This is a genomic window from Virgibacillus kekensis, from assembly GCF_042654125.1.
Taxonomy (GTDB): Bacteria; Bacillota; Bacilli; order Bacillales; family Amphibacillaceae; genus Lentibacillus; species Lentibacillus kekensis.
Genome location: NZ_JBHSFU010000009.1, coordinates 88,852 through 107,879, shown reverse-complemented (window position 1 = coordinate 107,879; position 19,028 = coordinate 88,852). Strand labels below are relative to the sequence as shown.

At 40.8% G+C, this 19,028-nt stretch carries 17 protein-coding genes; 15 read left to right on the top strand and 2 right to left on the bottom strand.

Annotation, left to right across the window (positions count from 1 at the left end; all coding sequences use genetic code 11):
* Positions 1 to 594: 594 nt before the first annotated feature.
* From ACFO3D_RS15475 to ACFO3D_RS15450, 6 genes are all read left to right on the top strand, one after another.
* A complete protein-coding gene (locus ACFO3D_RS15475; RefSeq protein ID WP_390298073.1) occupies positions 595 to 1,140 on the top strand; it encodes a sigma-70 family RNA polymerase sigma factor in 546 nt (181 codons plus the stop codon).
* Positions 1,109 to 2,473, top strand: coding sequence for a DUF4179 domain-containing protein (locus ACFO3D_RS15470; protein ID WP_390298070.1), 1,365 nt, complete (start codon positions 1,109 to 1,111; stop codon positions 2,471 to 2,473). The genes ACFO3D_RS15475 and ACFO3D_RS15470 overlap by 32 nt, the downstream gene beginning before the upstream one ends.
* A gap of 727 nt (positions 2,474 to 3,200) precedes the next feature.
* On the top strand, positions 3,201 to 3,710 hold the full coding sequence (locus tag ACFO3D_RS15465; RefSeq protein WP_390298067.1) for an RNA polymerase sigma factor: 510 nt from the start codon (positions 3,201 to 3,203) through the stop codon (positions 3,708 to 3,710).
* Complete coding sequence (locus ACFO3D_RS15460; RefSeq protein WP_390298063.1) at positions 3,700 to 4,446, top strand: hypothetical protein; 747 nt, start codon at positions 3,700 to 3,702, stop codon at positions 4,444 to 4,446. The genes ACFO3D_RS15465 and ACFO3D_RS15460 overlap by 11 nt, the downstream gene beginning before the upstream one ends.
* Positions 4,447 to 4,576: 130 nt before the next feature.
* The gene (locus ACFO3D_RS15455) at positions 4,577 to 5,086 is read left to right on the top strand and encodes a hypothetical protein (RefSeq protein WP_390298060.1); all 510 of its coding nucleotides are present in this window, start codon (positions 4,577 to 4,579) and stop codon (positions 5,084 to 5,086) included.
* A gap of 392 nt (positions 5,087 to 5,478) precedes the next feature.
* Positions 5,479 to 5,679 carry a hypothetical protein gene (locus ACFO3D_RS15450; RefSeq protein ID WP_390298057.1) on the top strand — a complete coding sequence of 67 codons (201 nt, stop codon included), beginning with the start codon at positions 5,479 to 5,481 and terminating at the stop codon, positions 5,677 to 5,679.
* A 611-nt stretch (positions 5,680 to 6,290) separates the two neighbouring features.
* Here ACFO3D_RS15450 and ACFO3D_RS15445 read toward each other — a convergent pair.
* Together ACFO3D_RS15445 and ACFO3D_RS15440 are read right to left on the bottom strand one after the other, a co-directional pair.
* On the bottom strand, positions 6,291 to 7,181 hold the full coding sequence (locus tag ACFO3D_RS15445; RefSeq protein ID WP_390298054.1) for a DMT family transporter: 891 nt from the start codon (positions 7,179 to 7,181) through the stop codon (positions 6,291 to 6,293).
* Between the two features lie 35 nt (positions 7,182 to 7,216).
* Positions 7,217 to 7,981: a YqjF family protein gene (locus ACFO3D_RS15440; RefSeq protein ID WP_390298051.1), complete on the bottom strand. Its 765-nt coding sequence runs from the start codon at positions 7,979 to 7,981 to the stop codon at positions 7,217 to 7,219.
* 307 nt (positions 7,982 to 8,288) lie between these two features.
* Between ACFO3D_RS15440 and argF the strand changes: the two genes are divergently transcribed.
* The 9 genes from argF to ACFO3D_RS15395 all read left to right on the top strand — a co-directional run bounded on the left by argF (position 8,289) and on the right by ACFO3D_RS15395 (position 18,944).
* Positions 8,289 to 9,260 (top strand): ornithine carbamoyltransferase, encoded by a 972-nt coding sequence (argF, locus tag ACFO3D_RS15435; RefSeq protein WP_390298048.1) that lies wholly within the window; start codon positions 8,289 to 8,291, stop codon positions 9,258 to 9,260.
* Positions 9,261 to 9,289: 29 nt separating this feature from the next.
* Positions 9,290 to 10,510, top strand: coding sequence for an argininosuccinate synthase (locus ACFO3D_RS15430; RefSeq protein WP_390298045.1), 1,221 nt, complete (start codon positions 9,290 to 9,292; stop codon positions 10,508 to 10,510).
* A gap of 21 nt (positions 10,511 to 10,531) precedes the next feature.
* Positions 10,532 to 11,902 carry an argininosuccinate lyase gene (gene argH, locus ACFO3D_RS15425; RefSeq protein ID WP_390298042.1) on the top strand — a complete coding sequence of 457 codons (1,371 nt, stop codon included), beginning with the start codon at positions 10,532 to 10,534 and terminating at the stop codon, positions 11,900 to 11,902.
* Positions 11,903 to 12,195: 293 nt separating this feature from the next.
* On the top strand, positions 12,196 to 12,582 hold the full coding sequence (locus tag ACFO3D_RS15420) for an ArsR/SmtB family transcription factor (RefSeq protein ID WP_390298038.1): 387 nt from the start codon (positions 12,196 to 12,198) through the stop codon (positions 12,580 to 12,582).
* Positions 12,551 to 14,686 (top strand): heavy metal translocating P-type ATPase, encoded by a 2,136-nt coding sequence (locus tag ACFO3D_RS15415; RefSeq protein ID WP_390298150.1) that lies wholly within the window; start codon positions 12,551 to 12,553, stop codon positions 14,684 to 14,686. Before ACFO3D_RS15420 ends, ACFO3D_RS15415 begins: the two co-directional genes overlap by 32 nt.
* 124 nt (positions 14,687 to 14,810) lie before the next feature.
* Positions 14,811 to 15,728 carry a cation diffusion facilitator family transporter gene (locus tag ACFO3D_RS15410; RefSeq protein WP_390298035.1) on the top strand — a complete coding sequence of 306 codons (918 nt, stop codon included), beginning with the start codon at positions 14,811 to 14,813 and terminating at the stop codon, positions 15,726 to 15,728.
* A gap of 118 nt (positions 15,729 to 15,846) precedes the next feature.
* The gene (locus ACFO3D_RS15405) at positions 15,847 to 16,410 is read left to right on the top strand and encodes a copper resistance CopC family protein (RefSeq protein ID WP_390298031.1); all 564 of its coding nucleotides are present in this window, start codon (positions 15,847 to 15,849) and stop codon (positions 16,408 to 16,410) included.
* Positions 16,411 to 16,422: 12 nt separating this feature from the next.
* Positions 16,423 to 17,571 carry a copper resistance D family protein gene (locus ACFO3D_RS15400; protein WP_390298028.1) on the top strand — a complete coding sequence of 383 codons (1,149 nt, stop codon included), beginning with the start codon at positions 16,423 to 16,425 and terminating at the stop codon, positions 17,569 to 17,571.
* 23 nt (positions 17,572 to 17,594) lie between these two features.
* Positions 17,595 to 18,944: a TrkH family potassium uptake protein gene (locus ACFO3D_RS15395; protein ID WP_390298025.1), complete on the top strand. Its 1,350-nt coding sequence runs from the start codon at positions 17,595 to 17,597 to the stop codon at positions 18,942 to 18,944.
* Positions 18,945 to 19,028: the final 84 nt, after the last annotated feature.

Sequence of the window (19,028 nt, the reverse complement as noted above, 5' to 3'; positions counted from 1 at the left end):
TCTTAAAGAGTCAGTTTCCATCTTTATTTGTCAGTTGATTCACTAATATTAAAAGCTGGTTTCCAACTTTATTTTTTAACTCGAATTTATCCAAGTCTCTAAAACCCAGCAAAATCAACAGTATTAGTTTCCAACTTTATTGTCACTCAACATTTATGTTGAATTAAAAAAAGTTGGTAACTGAACAAAAAAGTCGGTAACCGGACAAAAAAGTTGGTAACTCGACAAAAAAGACGGTAACTGAAATATAATTTTTAGAGGTGAAAGAACAGTATAGGCTGTTTTTTCACCTCTTTTTGTGTCTAAACGTTTAATGCGCAGCCGGTCTTTTTCACGCGAAGCATGAAGGGTTGTAATGGAATTTTATGTTAAAATATATGTTAAGATTATGATAGATTATTCATAATCTAGCGGTACAGATTATTCGAAGAAGATTTTTTAAACTGCGAAAAAACATGATATAAATATATATTAGAAGAGACGTCATGAGACGCTCTCTTTTTATGTTTACAGCACCTCTGTTTCTCCTGGAATTAAAAAATGAAACTTTTTTATAATAAATTCACTCTAATATGTGGAAAGGAGACCAAATTGATGGATGAACTTAAACTTATTAAAAAGGCGAAAAAGGGAAACAAGGATTGTCTGGAGGAACTTCTTATTTTACACGGCGATCAATTGTACCGTACTGCTTACTTATACGTGCGGAATCGTGAAGATGCTCTGGATGCTGTCCAAGAGACATCCTACAAAGCTTTTTTATCAATTGGTCAATTAAAGAATGAAAAGTTCTTTTTAACTTGGCTAACAAAAATACTTATAAACTGTTCCTATGATGTATTAAAAAAGAGTAAGAAAGAAATGCCTTTGAACAGTACGGTGGAGCTCACTGCAGATAAAAGGGAAAAAAGAGAGGAGAACCTAGATTTATTAGAGGCAATTAATAAGCTAAATGAAAAGCACAAAAATGCCATCATTCTCTTTTATTTTCAGGATCTCCCTATAAGTGAAGTAGCTAAAGTGATGAACATACCTGAGAATACGGTGAAAACATATTTGAGTAGAGGAAAAGAACGATTAAAAAAATTGTTAGGAGGATTGAACCGCAATGGAGAAAAAGTTGTTACACGAAATATATGAGAAGATTGAAGTACCTAAAGATGAAGTTTTAGATGCAATAAAAACCGGAAAAGCACGTGCTAGCCATAATGTATCTAAAAATAATAAAAACGCAAGAAAAATTATATGGTCTTCAGTGGCTGCTGCCACTATATTTATCTCTACAAGCTTCATTTCTCCTTCCTTATCTCACGTAATGGCGAATGTACCGATAATTGGGAATGTGTATACTACTTTTAATGATGCCGTAGGTCGAAGTTTACATTCACAAGATTTGATAACAGAATTGAAACAAACCTCTAGTTATAAAGGTATAGATGTAGCTATTACAAACGCTTATTATGATGGAGCTGTCGTGGGAGTTACTTTTTCTGTTAAAGGTAATGTAAGAACAGAAGAAAACGGCAGTATTCAAGGAATTTATGAAATATTTGATGGTAAGGGAGGCATTTCTGATAGTAAGGAACTGATATATATGGAGCGATCAGAGAATGGCTATATCGGACATATAAAATTAAGCTATCCAAAAACTGAATTACCTTCTGAAACCTCTTTTCCACTTGAATTCAAAATGATAGGTGGAAAGGAAGGAAGTTGGCGGTTCAACGTTCCGATAAAACAATTACCATATCAGACAGTGAGTGTTGACAAAGGAACTAATGAAAAAGATGCAGGGGTAAATATTCATTTTGATTCCATTATTAAAGGTAAAGCATCTACGGCTATTAATTATACTGCTACTTTACCGATTGAAGGAAAACATGATCAGGTTCGACTTGAAGTTTATGACGACCAAGGTAAGAAAATAAATATCTCCACAGACGGGATAGATCTGGAAACTGTCGAAGAGAACAATAGAATTATCGTTAAAGGTAGAAGTATTATACCACGATCAATAAAGGAAGAAACCAGCTATATAGAGGTGGTTCCTAAAGTGGCATTAAGTGAAAATGATTATTTTATCCGATTAGATGAAGCAATGCCTGTTGAGATTAATGCTAAAAGGCAAGATTTAGCGGTTGAAATAAAAAATATTGCTGTTCAGGATAAGAGCATTACATTTGAATTTCAAATTAATAATGGCAATAACATGGATAAAGATATCTCTTTCTATGAAAACTTTGCTAGCAATGACGTATCTTTGGTTAAAGAGTCAGAAAAAGACATTTATAAGGAGCCGATCAAACACTCAGTCAAAGTAACCAACAAAAAGGATTTGAAATTCAAAAGTACATTTGATATTAGTGAAATAAATGGTTTCAGTAAAGATAACTATGTGATAAGAGTTAATATGGGATTATTAAGTACCAATATTCCTGTTGAATTAGAAAAGGTCAGGATTAATTTGAATTAAATCGATTATCTACTAAAAGCCAATCTTGTTATACAAAAGATTGGCTTTTAGTAATTTTTTATGGAGTATGTAAGCTAATGGATCAAGATTATATTGTTTGCGTTTTACGGTTTTTTAGTCTTCGCACGACACATAATTACCGAATCACTTATAAAAGAGTAAATAGGATCAGAAATACCATTTGGGTGTCCTGTTACTCGATTCATGAGAGTTCCGTGGGTCAACCTGTTAGGAAGGAAAAACTAACCGAGATGGTGCAGGAGGGTAATTTGTTAAAGGACATAACTGAGATAAGACGGAACCTGTTATCATCAGACGATAGGTTTCAATACTGAATCTATAAACCCCATGTAAAGACCTGTAGAAAGGCGGGTTCTGGTTACGATTACTTCTATTGGGAGGCGGCTAAATATATTGGCGTTGTTCAAAAAAACCAGAAAAATTGCCAAAAAACATGAAATGTATAAATCAAGTTAAAGGAAATCATTTAATACGGATTAGAATGGGGAGGCTAGCAGAAGGCGGTACTTTCGCACTACGGTTTTCAACAGGGTGAAAAGGCATAATATCCGGAGAGTAACTGAATATGAAACCATTTCTCCTTTACGATAATTAAGCTTTATTAAAAAAAGTTGGGAAGAAAATTTAGAAAAAATTACTAAAAAGTGAAATAATTTGCGGGTCAATACGACTAATTATTGAGACAACAAAATAGGGGGGGATGAAAGTGCTTCAACGTGAAATATCGGAATGGTTTTATCACTACAGCAAAGATATATACCATTACCTAGTTTATTATATTGGCGCAGGGGATGTGGAAGATCTCGTCCAGGAAGTTTTTATCCGGGCAATTAAGAGCTATGACTCCTTTCAACGGAATTCAACTCCGAAAACATGGCTTTTATCCATTGCCCGTAATGTAGGAATCGATGAAATCCGACGGCGAAAACGTTCAAAAATCATGTATGTAGTAGGTTTGAGGAATCAAGAACCACAAGAGGAGGACACCCCCGAAGACATTCTCCATTTGACAGAAAGAAATAAAGAACTGTATAAAACTATCCAATCCTTGAAACCCAATTACAGGGACGTCCTTATCCTAAGGGCTATCAAGGAACTCACGGTATCAGAAAGTGCGGAAATCTTAAATTGGAATGAGAACAAAGTGCGCATTACATATCATCGAGCATTAAAGACGCTTTCTAAAGAAATGGAGGGTATCCTTTATGAAAAATAACAAGGAATTTAAGGACTTAGTTGAGGATATTCGCTCGCTTCCGGAACCGGATTATGGAAAAAAATTCAATAGAGAGGCCCAGGATGAGATTCATAACAACCTTATCCGCTTTGCGGAAGAGCGTAAAAAGAAGAAACTAAGAAGTGGACGCTTAAATCGTGTTACAGGTGGACTGGTTGGAGCTGTAGCTCTGTTAATATTCACAGTGCTTATCATGAATCTAGGAGAAAATCCCCGGACAGCGCAGAACCCTGATACTGTAAACGATAGTGCAGAGAATACACGGGAGGAAAAGGATATTTCCTCTATTAAAACTGTTTTAAACAATACTTTTATCGGTCCGAATAGTGAATTAGAGAGGGTTTTAAAAGCTCATGAAAATGCAACAACCGATCCAGAGGCTGCTGAGACACTATTAGCTATCGGGCAATATAGTTTTAGAACATTTGAACCGTATTTTTCGGAAGCTGCATATAGTGAGTATTTTCGATTTTATGGAATAACTTTTTTGCAAGCCGCCTATCAGAATGGGTATCAGCTGCAAATAAACAAAATGGATATAGAAAAAAAAGGAAATAGAGGAAATACCTACAATTTTGAGATGAAGATTCAATATCAAAAAGGTGGAAACTCAGAAACTATAGTAATTACGGGAGAAACCGAGTTGAACGAAAATGGAAAAATAACTCATATGTTGATTCGTGATGATGGATTAATGGAATCCCTGAAACAATAGATGACATCCGGAACAATCAAAATTGAATACTCTGAAACCTGGGCAATTAGCTGAAAAATTATGACTTTATATCTGTTTAAAGATTGAAATTAATGGTAATTTATTATTTAAATGAGCGGAGGAATTTTGTATGAAGAAAGTAATGCTTTTGATAGGAATATTGGTGATCGGATATTTGACAGGTTGTAATAACGATGAGTCGCCTGAGGCAAAAGAAACGAAGGAACCTAAGAAGTACACAATGCAGGAAGCGCTAGATGCCGGCCATGTAGTAGTAGAATCTCGGGAAGCGGGTTTCAATAAAGTTCATCGTTTAGAGAAGGTATTTGCTTTTGATAAAAAGGTTGATGAAAAAGCTAAAAATATCAGCTTAAACATTACTACAGTTAATGATTCCGATACAAAAACCGCCTCTCTAAAATTCGACGGAGAAGTAATTCATTATAAGAGTGGCGATTATGACTATCAATGCAACATCATAAGCACATATAACGATCCTGGAGCAATGAGAACACCAGCTAAGGTATTTGTTCAACAGTGCACCAATAGTGATGGGAATCCGTCTCCCGACTTTAGCATATTGAGTACAAAGCCGGAGTATTATTTCCAAGTTAAAGAGGAATTTGAGGAACAACAATAAAAAAATCGCCCCTTCAATGGGCGATTTTTTTATAACCGAGAGCACCTTGCATTTTTAGTCCCACCTATTCCCTCTAAACTCGTTATCTTTATTAAAGCACAAAGTAATCAAATATCATTTAGCCATCTCTATTTCTCTTTGTACAAAAGCGATATGATTGTATGGAATATTTATGGCATTATGAGTATCATCTTTTGTTCTCCATACTTCATCTACTATCTTAAGTAACATGCTATTTACTATGTTGATTTAGTGATTAATTGTAATTTTATGGTAAAATTAATGTAGAGTTTGTGAAGGATTGTTCTTTATTTAACGGAGCAGGATTGTTGAAGAAGACCAATATAATGTTTTGGAATTAATATAAAGACAAAATAAGGGGAGATGAAAGTTTGAAAGTGAAATTCAGCTTTGAAATGAGTGGAGACTTTGTGAAGGAAAACGGGAAAATTTTTGCATTTGGTGCAGTCACATGTGGGGTTATTGTAACTTCGGGAGTTACATATGGAGCTGTCTATGCAGTTACTAAAAATGGTGCGTTTGCTAATGAAGTAGCAAGTAATGTAGCAAAGATCATCCCAAAATCAGCTTAATAGTTGTATTATATAGAAAACCACCGACAGTCTCCAAACAGAGGTGGTTTTATTTTAGTCAGGTTTGATGAAAGTGAAACCCTCTCCTAATACTACATTTCTTACGTTTGTGTGGCCATTAGAGTTATTCGCCCACCATGCTCTGTGAGTATATGCGGACTTGGGCAAAGGGCTATCGATCTCAGGGAGATTTCAAAGAAAGTTATGGAAAATAAACGGGAAAATATAGAAGGACATAATAAAAATATAAGTAAACTGGAGCAAGAGTTAAAGGATTTAAAATAAAGGGAATTAAAAACCACTTGTAGATGTATAGTCTATTTCCTCAATAAAAATACGGAGGAATTAGGCTTTTTTATTTTTTTAAATTCTCAAGGGTGTATACAAGCGGGCGTGGGAGGTTTTCTAAAAGAGTCAGTTTCCAACTTTATTGTCACTCAACAATTTTGTTGAATGACAATAAGATATTATATTAACGAAGAGCACGCTGTTCCTTTAGAATAGCGTGCTTTTTTAATTTCGATTAATAAGGTAAATCATTAGTTAATGTAATTTCCAATCCAAAAACGGGAACGTATAACATACGGCTCTCAATTTTTTTGTCAAAGGATTTAGCTGTAACTTCTTTTGGTTTTCTTAGGTCTATTTGTTAAAAATACTCCGCCAATCACGATAAGAGCTCCAATGATTTGTACAGAATTGATTTTTTCACCTAACCACAATGCTGCACCTATCATGGTTACCACCGGAAGAAAACTCAGGAACACAGATGCCTTTGAAGCACTAAGTAAGTCGATTGCCCGATTATACAAAATCAAAGCTATAAATGACGGGAAAATTCCCAGGTAAAGAAGACCTGCCATATTGCCTGGCGTGGTAATATAAGGCACTCCCACTAAGGCCCATTCCACCAACAGTATAGGGAGCAGTGCGATTACCGATATACCCGTCATCACTAAGACCGCAGCATAGGAAGGAAAAAGGTGCATATAATTTTTTACGTTTACGGAGTAGACTGCCCACAGTAAAATTGCCCCGATCATCAAAATGTCACCTGTATTCCAGCTCTGTATAAGGGTGAAAATGTCCCCTTCTGTTATGACCCATACTGCCCCTGTAAATGACAGCAACACGCCAACCCATTGGATTCCGATCAATCTCTCTTTTAGGACCCAGACGCTTAACAACGCAGTTGCCACAGGAATAACAGCTTCTAGCACGGATACCCTAGTGGCGGTTGAAAATTGTAAAGCTCCGTAAATACATGTGTTAAACAGGGTAATACCTGTCAGTGTCATGAGTAGAAAAGGTTTTTTATATGTAAAAAATAACTGACGCGTTTTCCAGGCTTTTCGGGCGCCCAGCGGCAGTAGAGCGATAAAGGCGACAAGCAGACGAAAAAAAGCGATGGTGATGGGTGGCAGCTCATTGATTGCCCTGCCGGTAAGAATGTTCCCGGAGTAAAAAATGACAACAAAGATTAACAGAATATAGGCATACATTGTAGTACCCTCCCTTATCTTTCAGATGAACCGGATTAGCGATTCATCGTTTTCAGGAAGTTTAGTACATCAAAGGTAGAGTCTGTTGTTCCTCTATTCTCAAACGGGAAGAGCTTTACCTTTTTTTGTTTGCAATAGTGGGTAAGAGGCTTCTCTTTGAAATGCTCCGTTCCCAGAAAGTCCAATAGTTGGTCCATCTGTGTGTCAACCTCCACTCGCTGCAAGTCCCACGGAGAATGCAGGATTGGTCCTTTGTATATTTTTTTGCCAATTAAGGTCCAGAAACAGTAACGTTCGACAAGCCATTCGGTAAGAGAGCCCTTTGAGGCGGTTGTTGGCCTTTCATTGACAGGGGTATAGCGAACAGATAATATTGCTTCCGGATAACCATTGTGCTTTCTGTGACTGATAAATTCTATGCTCTTTCCATCTTTCTTAGCAGACATGGATGCATGAATATATGGCAAGGAAAATAGTTTGCGGGCTCCGGTTACAGCTATCATACTATTGGCGTCAAAGGAGAAAAAGAAAACCCCGGATTCTCCCTTATAGTTTACATAGGTTCTCACATTCAGTTCCAGATAGTCACTGAAAGGGATTTTTCCAGGCATACCTCGAGGTCCGTTAAACGTTGCGCGAAACGGAACAATACTGATCCAAGCCTGCCCATTATATGTTTCGATTTCGAAAGGAGCAGGAACATAAGGGCGAATATTTGATAGCGGTACAGGCCAGTGCATAAACAGTAAATCTCTCCATACCTGCCTTGCCACCCATGGCCATCTGCGTTCTTTTATCAACTAAAAACGCCTCCTTATACAGGTCTTGAAAGTAGGATTCCCTTTGTATCGTAAACAAAACGACTTATCATGGCAGTTTACCGCTCATCTTTATTATCCGGGGATTTGATTGCCTTTCAAATAAACAAGCAAATTTATTTGGTGCCTCTCCCTTGACTTCAAAAAAAGAAGCTGTATAATTAAAAATTAACTAAGTTGAATTTTTATACATAATTATGTATAAATAAACAAACGTATCAGTTTTTAAGGAATAGATTAATCACACGTACACGAAAGCCCAATACAATTTTAGTAGGAGAGTGGATTTATGAGTGAAGGCAAACCGACAGTTAACGTAATGGAGACTCCGGTTGGTGGTGCGGATTTTCTGACACTGGCTGACGTGGGCCCGGATGGTGTTGAACATCTTTTGCAACAGGCAATTCAAATGAAGGATCTGCAGAAGAAAAACGTCCCACACCCTTATTTAGCCGGTAAAATTCTTGGGATGATCTTTGAAAAGTCATCAACGAGGACACGGGTATCCTTTGAGGTCGGTATGCTGCAGCTGGGCGGGCAGGCAATTTTTTTAAGCTCCAATGATATTCAACTTGGCCGAGGTGAGCCAGTTGAAGATACGGCTAAAGTATTGTCACGCTACGTTGATGGTCTGATGATTCGTACATTTGCACATAAATCGATTGAAAATTTTGCTGCGAATGCAGATGTTCCAGTAATTAACGGCCTCACTGATGAACATCACCCGGCACAGGTGCTGGCTGATCTGCTTACCATTTTTGAGCACAAGGGCGATTTATCCGGGGTGAAAATGTGTTTTACCGGTGACGGAAGCAGTAATATGTGTCATTCACTTATTGAAGGTGCTGCCTGCTCCGGTATGGACATTGCTGTCGCAAGCCCGGAAGGATACAAACCGGATAAAGCTATACTGGAAAAAGCCAAGCAAATTGGAGCAACTACCGGAAGTTGCATCACCATCACAGACTCCTATAAAGAAGCCGCTGCCCAAGCAGATGTCATAGTGACTGATGTGTGGGCCAGTATGGGGCAGGAAGATGAACAAGAGAAGCGGATTAACGATTTAACACCATACCAGGTAAATTCAAATCTTTGTTCGATCGCTAAGGATGACTATATTTTTCTTCACTGTCTACCGGCACATCGCGGTGAAGAAGTAACAGCAGAAATAATTGATGGAGCTCATTCTGTAGTCTTCGACGAAGCAGAAAACCGGCTTCATGCACAAAAAGCAGTTTTGAAAAATCTTTTGGGAGATTGAAAATAGATTACACAAGGGAGAGGATATACATGGCAAAAGAGAAAATTGTTCTAGCATACTCCGGGGGACTGGATACCTCCGTTTCTGTTAAATGGATTCAAGAAAAATACGGGTACGATGTAATTGCCCTTGGTCTTGATGTCGGAGAAGGAAAAGACGTAGAGTCTATTAAACAAAAGGCGCTTGATGTGGGTGCAATTAAGTCGATCGCTATTGATGCAAAGGAACTGCTGGCAAAGGATTATATTTTACCAGCACTGAAAGCTAATGCTTTATATGAAGGGAAATATCCGTTGTCGTCTGCGCTTTCCCGTCCGTTAATTGCCAAGCTGCTTGTGGAAGTCGCTGAACAGGAAGGTGCTGTAGCGGTGGCCCATGGATGCACTGGTAAAGGTAATGATCAGGTTCGTTTTGAGGTTTCCATCAAGGCGCTTAACCCAAATCTGGAAGTTGTCGCTCCTGTCAGAGAGTGGGGGATGACGCGTGATGAAGAAATTGCCTATGCCAAAGAAAAAGGGATTTCCGTTCCCGTGAATTTGGATAATCCATTTTCGATTGATGCAAATATTTGGGGTCGTGCATGTGAAGCTGGTGTGCTGGAAGATCCTTGGGCTGAAGCGCCTGAAGCAGCATACGAATGGACCAACCCAATTGAGCTGACCCCGGATGAACCGGAGTATTTGGAGGTTTCTTTTGAAGAAGGCGTGCCTGTTGCATTAAATGGAAACGAAATGCCGATTGTGGAGTTGATTGAGACGTTGAATGATCTTGGAGGAAAACATGGGGTTGGACGTATTGATCATATTGAAAATCGTCTTGTCGGTATTAAATCCCGTGAAGTCTACGAGAATCCAGGTGCCCTAATCCTGATCAACGCGCATAAAGAGCTGGAATTTCTAACACTTGCCCGTGAGGTTTCCCAGTTTAAAACAACGGTCGATCAGCAGATGTCCAAAATTATTTATGACGGACTCTGGTATTCGCCAATCAGGAAAGCACTTCAGGCCTTTATCGATGAATCCCAGAAAGCAGTTTCCGGTAAAGTACGGATTAAACTTCATAAAGGGTCACATACGGTAGTGGGACGTCAATCCGATTACAGTTTATATAATGAAGAACTCGCAACATATACACAGGGTGATGCCTTCGACCATAATGCGGCAGTTGGATTCATTAATCTATGGGGGCTTTCCACTAAAGTATATTCTGAAGTACATCAGGCAAAAAATAACGTAACAATTAAATCATAGATTTATAGAAGGAGGGATACCATGGCAAAACTTTGGGGCGGCCGGTTTACTAAAGAAACAAATAAGCTTGTCGATGAATTCACTGCTTCTGTCTCATTTGATCAGAAATTGGCTTTCGAGGATATTCAGGGAAGTCTGGCGCATGTTCAGATGCTCGGTGAAAAAGGAATCATTTCAGAGGAAGAAAGTGAAACCATCCAGAATGGCCTGAAATCGATTAGGGGGAAACTGGAAAAAGGAGAAGTGGAGTTTTTAGTCGAACATGAGGACGTTCATATGAATCTGGAAAAACTGCTGATTGATGAAATCGGTTCAGTCGGCGGTAAACTCCATACCGGCAGAAGCAGGAACGACCAGGTAGCAACGGATATGCATTTGTATCTGCGGAATAAGGTTCAGCTGATTATCGAGCTGCTGGAATCTGTTCAAGCAGCGATTGTCACGCAGGCAAAAGATAATGTTAGTACAATTTTGCCGGGGTATACTCATCTCCAGCGAGCCCAGCCGGTATCGTTCGCCCATCATTTGCTTGCCTACTTCTGGATGTTTCAGCGCGATAAGGAGCGGCTGCAAGACAGTCTGAAGCGGATAAATGTCCTTCCGCTCGGAGCGGGTGCGCTTGCCGGCACGAGTTTTCCGATTGACCGGGCACGGGTTGCTGAACTGCTTGGATTCGATTCCGTATACCCTAACAGTATGGATGCAGTCAGCGACCGGGACTTCATTCTGGAATTTTTATCGACATCCTCCATTGTAATGGTTCATCTTTCAAGACTAGCAGAAGAGATGGTGACATGGAGCAGTCAGGAATTTCAGTTTATCGAGCTCGATGATTCCTTCTGTACCGGGTCGAGCATTATGCCGCAGAAAAAGAACCCCGATGTCCCTGAACTTTTAAGAGGGAAAACCGGGCGTGTGTTTGGCGACCTTGTTGGTCTTTTGACAGTATTGAAAGGGTTGCCGCTCGCCTATAACAAGGATCTGCAGGAGGATAAAGAGGGCATGTTCGATACAGTCGATACGCTGGAGGGCTCTCTTTCATTGCTTGCCCCAATGCTTGAGACCATGACGGTTAAGCGGGAGGAAATGCGTAAGGCGGTAACGCAGGATTATTCCAATGCGACCGATATTGCGGATTATTTGGCAACAAAAGGCATGCCTTTCCGGGAGGCGCACGAAGTAATCGGCAGAATCGTTCTTTATGCAATTGAGAATGGCAAGTATCTGCTGGACCTCGAAATGGAAGAGTATAAATCGTTCAGCGCCATGTTTGAGAAAGACGTGTATGATTATCTGGATCCTGAAAATGTGATGAATGCACGGAACAGTGAGGGAGGAACAGCAGCTGAGCAGGTGAAATTACAACTGCAGCTAGCTGAAGAAAACTTGTGACCTCGGGAATAGCCGATCGGCGGATAAAAGTCCGGCACCCGCGGATATATAGAGTGGGATCGGCGGATAAAAGTCCGGCACCCGCGGATAAATGGGGTGGAACCGCGGATAAATGGCTTGGAACCACGGATAAACGTCCGACATCCACGGATAAATAGCTGGCGAAATCATTGTTAAGTCGAAAGCAAGCATATGCTTGCTTTTTTTTTGCGTTCATTAATTGACATATTATTAGTTTGTGCATACACTATAAACAAACAATCAAATAAATGTTAGAATGAAGGTGTAAATAAATGAGCGAGACAAAAATTGTGAAAAATACCGGGGATGTATGCGAAACATTCTGCTATGATCAGGCAGTGGTCGACCGGGTTGCGCCGAAAATTGAGCAGGTAGCTGGTGTGGAGCAGATTTTTAAAGCTCTTTCTGATGCCACAAGGCTGAAAGTGGCATACGCACTAACCCTGGAACCGGAATTATGTGTTTGTGATATAGCCAATATTATCGGGTCAACGACTGCAACAGCATCCCATCACTTGAGATTACTGCGGAATATGGGGCTGGCAAAGTACCGTAGAGAAGGCAAGCTGGTTTTTTACTCGCTGGAAGACGACCATGTCCGTCAGCTGGTTTCAATTGCCATTACACATGCGGAGGAAGGTGTTAACCGTGGAAGATAATCAGAATGTTTATCGCTTACAGGGGTTGTCCTGTACGAACTGTGCAGCTAAATTCGAAAAAAACATCCGTGAGATTGACACGGTTGACGATGTGCAATTAAACTTTGGCGCTTCCAAAATCACGGTCCATGGTGAAGCGACGATTGAACAGCTGGAACGTGCTGGAGCGTTTGACGGAATAAAAGTGTATCCGGAACGCCAGCGTACTCCTGAGAATAATGTGCCGTTCTGGAAAAAGCGTGAGAACATCACAGCAGGAATTGCACTGATTCTTATTATTGCCGGATACATGCTTTCTTTTCAGATAGGCGAAAAAAGTCCGTTAACCATCGGTACATTCGGGCTGGCAATACTTATTGGCGGATACGATTTATTTAAAGAGGGGTTCAAAAACCTTACCAAACTTCGGTTCGATATGAAGACCCTCATGACGATTGCCATTATCGGTGCCGTTATTATTGGCGAATGGAGCGAAGGGGCTGTCGTTGTCTTTCTATTCGCGCTGAGTGAGGCACTCGAAGGATATTCGATGGATAAGGCCCGTAATTCGATCCGGTCACTGATGGATATTGCCCCGAACAGAGCAATTATCCGTCGTGGTAATGAGACGATTGAAATGGATGTGGAAGATGTTCGGATCGGCGATGTTATGCTGATTAAACCTGGACAAAAGATTGCAATGGACGGGGAAGTAACAGGTGGCCAGACATCAGTCAATCAGGCCGCGATCACCGGGGAATCCATCCCAGTTCACAAAGTACCAGGGGATGAGGTATTTGCTGGCACATTGAATGAGGAAGGCTTTTTGGAAGTCAGTGTGACCAAGCGTGCAGAGGATACGACGATCGCAAAGATAATCCATCTCGTGGAAGAAGCACAGGCCGAGAAGGCGCCTTCCCAGCAGTTCGTCGACAGATTCGCAAAATACTATACCCCGGCAATTATGCTTGTGGCGGTATTAACCGCGATTATTCCTCCGTTATTTTTCGGTGGTGCCTGGTCGGAGTGGGTATACAGCGGGCTTGCCGTCCTAGTTGTCGGCTGTCCATGTGCCCTGGTTATTTCGACCCCAGTCGCGATTGTAACGGCAATTGGTAATGCTGCCCGTAAAGGAGTACTAATTAAAGGCGGAATTCACCTAGAAGAGACAGGAAGATTAAAAGTGGTTGCATTTGATAAGACTGGTACACTAACCGAGGGGAGACCTGAGGTAACGGATGTTGTTCAGCTATCTGGAATGACCGAGGAAGAAGTTATCGGAATCGCAGCAGCTATTGAATCATTTTCACAGCATCCGCTCGCAGCTGCGATCAGCCGAAAAGCCGCTACCAACAAATTAACGCCTATTAAGGCTGAAGGGTTTAAGTCGATTACTGGAATGGGCGCAGAGGCAACTGTTAATGGGGCAAAATACTATATCGGCAGTCCGGCGCTTTTTGAGGGTGTTATCGACATCCCAGAAACGGTTTTAGATCGAATTGCCGGTATGCAGAGTGAGGGAAAGACAGTGATGCTTCTTGGAACGGACCAGGAGCTTCATGGACTGGTTGCCGCAGCAGATACCGTAAGAAAAGGTAGTGCTGCCATTATTCGAAAACTGCATAAGATAGGAATAAAAAAGACAGTGATGCTGACGGGTGACAATCAGGCAACAGGTAAAACAATCGGCCGTCAACTGGGAGTAAGTGAAACAAAGGCTGAATTGCTGCCACAAGATAAACTGGATGCAATCAAAGCATTGAAAAAAGAACATGGTAATGTGGCGATGGTAGGTGACGGCGTGAATGATGCACCAGCACTCGCAACTTCCTCCGTCGGAATTGCGATGGGTGGTGCTGGAACTGACACGGCAATTGAAACAGCCGACATCGCGTTAATGGCTGATGACCTCGATAAACTTCCATATACCATGGAACTTAGCAGGAAAACTTTATCAATAATCCGGCAGAATGTAGTGTTTGCGCTCGGACTAAAGGTGCTCGCTTTATTACTTGTTATTCCCGGCTGGCTTACACTGTGGATTGCAATCTTTGCTGACATGGGTGCTACACTGCTTGTTGTGCTTAATTCATTGCGGCTCATACGTACAAAATACAGTGAATAGCGGTTAATCCCCCTGGCTTCAGGGGGTATTTCTTTTAGGTTTTGGATTGCTTAGTCAAAGGTAATGCATGTTATATCAGCCTGAATGCAAACTAAAGATGAACATGCCAGTCAGGAGGTATATTGTGGCACACGGACATGACCATTCGCATGGAGCCAACAAAAAGGCTCTGTTAATCAGCTTTATTATTACAACCGGTTTTATGATAGTCGAGGCTATCGGCGGATTTGTTACAAATAGTCTCGCCTTGCTCTCTGATGCTGGCCACATGCTTAGTGATTCTGTCTCGCTTGGGGTAGGGGTTCTGGCGTTTAAATTTGGTGAAAAAGTTGCTGATTTCAGTAAAACATACGGATACAGGCGTTTTGAGATACTTGCTGCACTTTTTAACGGGGTAACACTAACGCTGATTGCAATCTATATTTTTTATGAGGCGTATCACAGATTCATGGACCCTCCACAAGTTGCTTCCACTGGTATGCTGACGATAGCCATAATCGGCTTAATTGTAAATCTTGTTGTCGCCTGGATTCTAAACCGCGGCGATACATCGGAAAATCTGAATGTCCGAGCTGCTTTTCTTCATGTACTGGGCGATTTGCTTGGATCGGTAGGAGCCATCGTTGCATCCTTACTTATTATGTTCTTCAACTGGGGATGGGCTGATCCGCTCGCAAGTGTGATTGTCGCACTACTGGTAATGATAAGCGGATGGCGGGTTACAATAGACGCTATCCATGTCCTGATGGAAGGTACTCCTAAAAACGTTGATCTCGATGATATCGTACGAACAATGGAGCGTGTTGATGGGGTACAGGGTATTCATGACCTTCATGTATGGTCCATCACCAGTGGAATAAATGCGCTATCGTGCCATGCGGTTGTAGATGGAGATTTACCCGTCAACAAATGCCAGCTTCTTTTGCAAACAATTGAGCAAAAACTGGAAGAAAAGGGTGTTGGACATGTCACCATTCAACTGGAGACTGCAACGCATCCACACAATAATTCTTTAATGTGTGACGCTAATCATCAACGTTGATATAATGAGAATATCGGAAAGTCAGAAATCATGCCCTAACACAACGTGGAGGCATGATTTTTTCATGAAGATTTCGTTCGTAAAATTAACTGTTGAGAAAAAGGAGTATCGAATGATAATGGTGAAAAAAAAGCTAATTGGAGCTTTATTGCTCGTATTATCCGGTTTTATTGGAATTGCCCCTGTAAGTGCTCACTCCGTTCTGCAAGAGGCCACGCCTTCTGCAGGTGCTGAGCTGGACGAGCCAGTAAATACTGTGGAGTTGTGGTTTAATACTAAGATTGAAAATGGGAGTTCACTCTATCTCACAACAGAGGAAGGGGAGAAAGTGGAGCCTGCTACTGTTGAAATAAAGGATAAAACGCTTATAGCTAAATTTAGTGAAGATCTGAGCGACGGCGTCTATCAGGTTAACTGGGAGGTTCTCGGTGCGGATGGACATATAATTAGCAATCAGTATTCCTTTACTGTTTCCGCTGGTCAGGATATAAATCAGCATAAAGAAGATTCCGAGAAGACTCAGACAGAGACCGAAAGCAATTCACAACAGGACAATTCAGAAGTGTCCTCTGACGAAACCGAAACCGGTAATAATTCCGGGTCCTATGTTATTATTATACTGCTTGTATTGGCAGGAGCTGGGCTGATTGCCTGGATGAGCTTCAGCCGGTCTAAAAAATAAAAGGATGGTTGTATGACAATATTGATTTCATTTACCGAATTACTGCTGTATATCTGTTTTTCGATCCTTATTGGTTCGTTCATCCTAATGCTGGTACCGGAAGACAGACGTCCACCGGTTTACGTTCCAAAGAAATTACTGTACATAGCGGCAATTGTTATTCCGCTTGCTGCATTGCTGCCGGTCATAAATACAGCGCAAATCCTGGCAGCTAACCGTAGTTTCAGTTTTATTTTCAAAAATGTATTGTTTACATTTGAAATCGGTAAGTCCTGGATATTTATTGTGATTGTAACGGCAATCTTGATTCGAATTCTGGTTGTTAAAAGTTTCAGGTCAAATCGAATGCTCCCCGGACTTGCGTTGGCTCTGACTATACTGATCCTCCTCGGTTATACTAACTCCAGTCATGCCGCGAGCATAACGGAGTGGAGCGGTTTTATCTATCATACCCTTCATTTTCTCAGTGTTACCGTCTGGATAGGAATTCTGTTCACAGTAGGTTTTTTTGCATCAGAAAAATCGAACTGGCAGGCATTTTTAAAATGGTTTACACCTCTGGCTGTTGCGTGTATTACTGTAGCGCTAGTATCCGGTTACTTTACAATGGGTATTGATATTAATTCCTATGATGACCCGGATGCCACCATTCTACAGGAATACCAGAACAGTCTGATCGTTAACTATGGACAGGCCTTATTTATTAAACATTTATTGGTTCTATCATTAATTCTGTTTGCAATTATAAATGGCATTCTTTTCAGGAAAAAGTCTGAAGAGCCCGGATTTAGCCCAGTGAAGTGGGTAAAGGTCGAAAGTGTTTATGCATTTTTTGTATTTGGAACAACCGCCTTTATGGGACAATCATGGCCTCCGCACCAGATTTACAGCCTGGTTAATTCTTATGGAGCTTCTCCGTTATTCAAGGCGCTTTATGGCGGGGAACTGGTTGAAGCTATAAAGAGTGCCGAAAAAACCGGTGTCTTCAATATATCCATCGCATTCGGATTGCAAAGTTATATATTATTCTTGTTGGGTATTGTGTTTATGGGGATTACCATAGTAGCATCTGTTAAACGAAGGTCTGCACCAGTGTCCTTTATTGCAGCTCTGTTAATGGCACTCTCGCTTTACTTTGGGGTAATGATGGGGATTCAATAATGTAATGGATTGGAGGTCGGGCCGTGCGCTCCTTACTGCATAAGTTAACTACTGTACAACTTATCGCTATATTTTACATAACTGCAATTGTAGGTGCTACATTGCTGTTGAGCATCCCTTTACTGCACCGTGACGGGGTGGAATTAACGTTTCTGGAATCAATGTTTACGGCAGTGAGTGCGATAACGGTGACGGGTCTGACAGTGGTTACAATTGCAGAAACGTTCAATCCTGCTGGTTATATTGCTATTATTATTATTCTGCAGTTGGGCGGGATAGGGGTAATGACGTTCGGTACATTCATTTGGATGCTGTTTGGCAATAGGGTTGGTCTGCGAGGGAGAAAGTTAATCAGGGCTGACCAGAACAGAGGTACGTTTGCTGATCTGGTTCATCTAATGATCTCCATTTTCCGGATTTTGTTACTGATCGAGCTGATTGGTGGATTGATTCTTAGTTTTTATTTCCTGAATTACTTTGATACATGGCAAGAGGCGTTTATCCAAGGGTTTTTTGCTTCAGTATGCGCAACTACCAATGCAGGTTTTGATATAACGGGACAATCGCTCATCCCCTTCGCCGGTGATTATTTTGTCCAATTTATAGTTATCATACTAATCATACTCGGGGCAATTGGCTTCCCCGTGCTTATTGAGGTCAAAGAACTTCTTAGTGGAAAATATAATAAAGTGACACATAAATATAATTTCTCACTCTTTACTAAAATAACTTCCACTACCTTTTTGGTGCTAGTTATAATAGGATGGGTACTGATTTTTGCGTTGGAATATAATCACTTTTTTTCGGATAAAACGTGGCATGAGAAAATATTTTACAGCCTGTTTCAATCGGTTTCTTCAAGAAGTGGCGGGCTTACCACAATGGATATGAATGGGTTCAGCATTCCTACATTACTTGTACTCAGTGCGCTAATGTTCATCGGAGCCTCTCCGAGTAGTGTTGGAGGAGGCATCCGAACGACAACTTTTGCGATTATGCTCCTTGCAATCTACAATTTTGCAAAAGGAAACAGGGGGATTAAAATATTTGGAAGAGAAATTGAAGAAGATGACATACACCGGTCGTTCATCGTTGTAACAACAGGTGTTATGCTCGTATCATCTGCTGTTATCCTTGTTTCTATGGTTGAAGATTTTCCGCTGTTGGCAATTATGTTTGAGATTACATCGGCCTTTGGAACGACAGGTCTTTCGATGGGGATTACCCAGGATCTCACGGTATTCAGCAAATGTATTCTGATGATTCTTATGTTTATCGGCCGTGTAGGAATCTTTTCATTCCTATTTTTAATCAGAGGAGAAGGAAAAACAGACTTATATCATTTTCCGAAAGAAAAAGTAATTATTGGGTAATCTTAAGCGAAAGGAGAATAACCCGGATGTAAAATAAAATCCCACAGCAGTTGCTGCGCAGAATTAAATACGGAATGGAAAGGG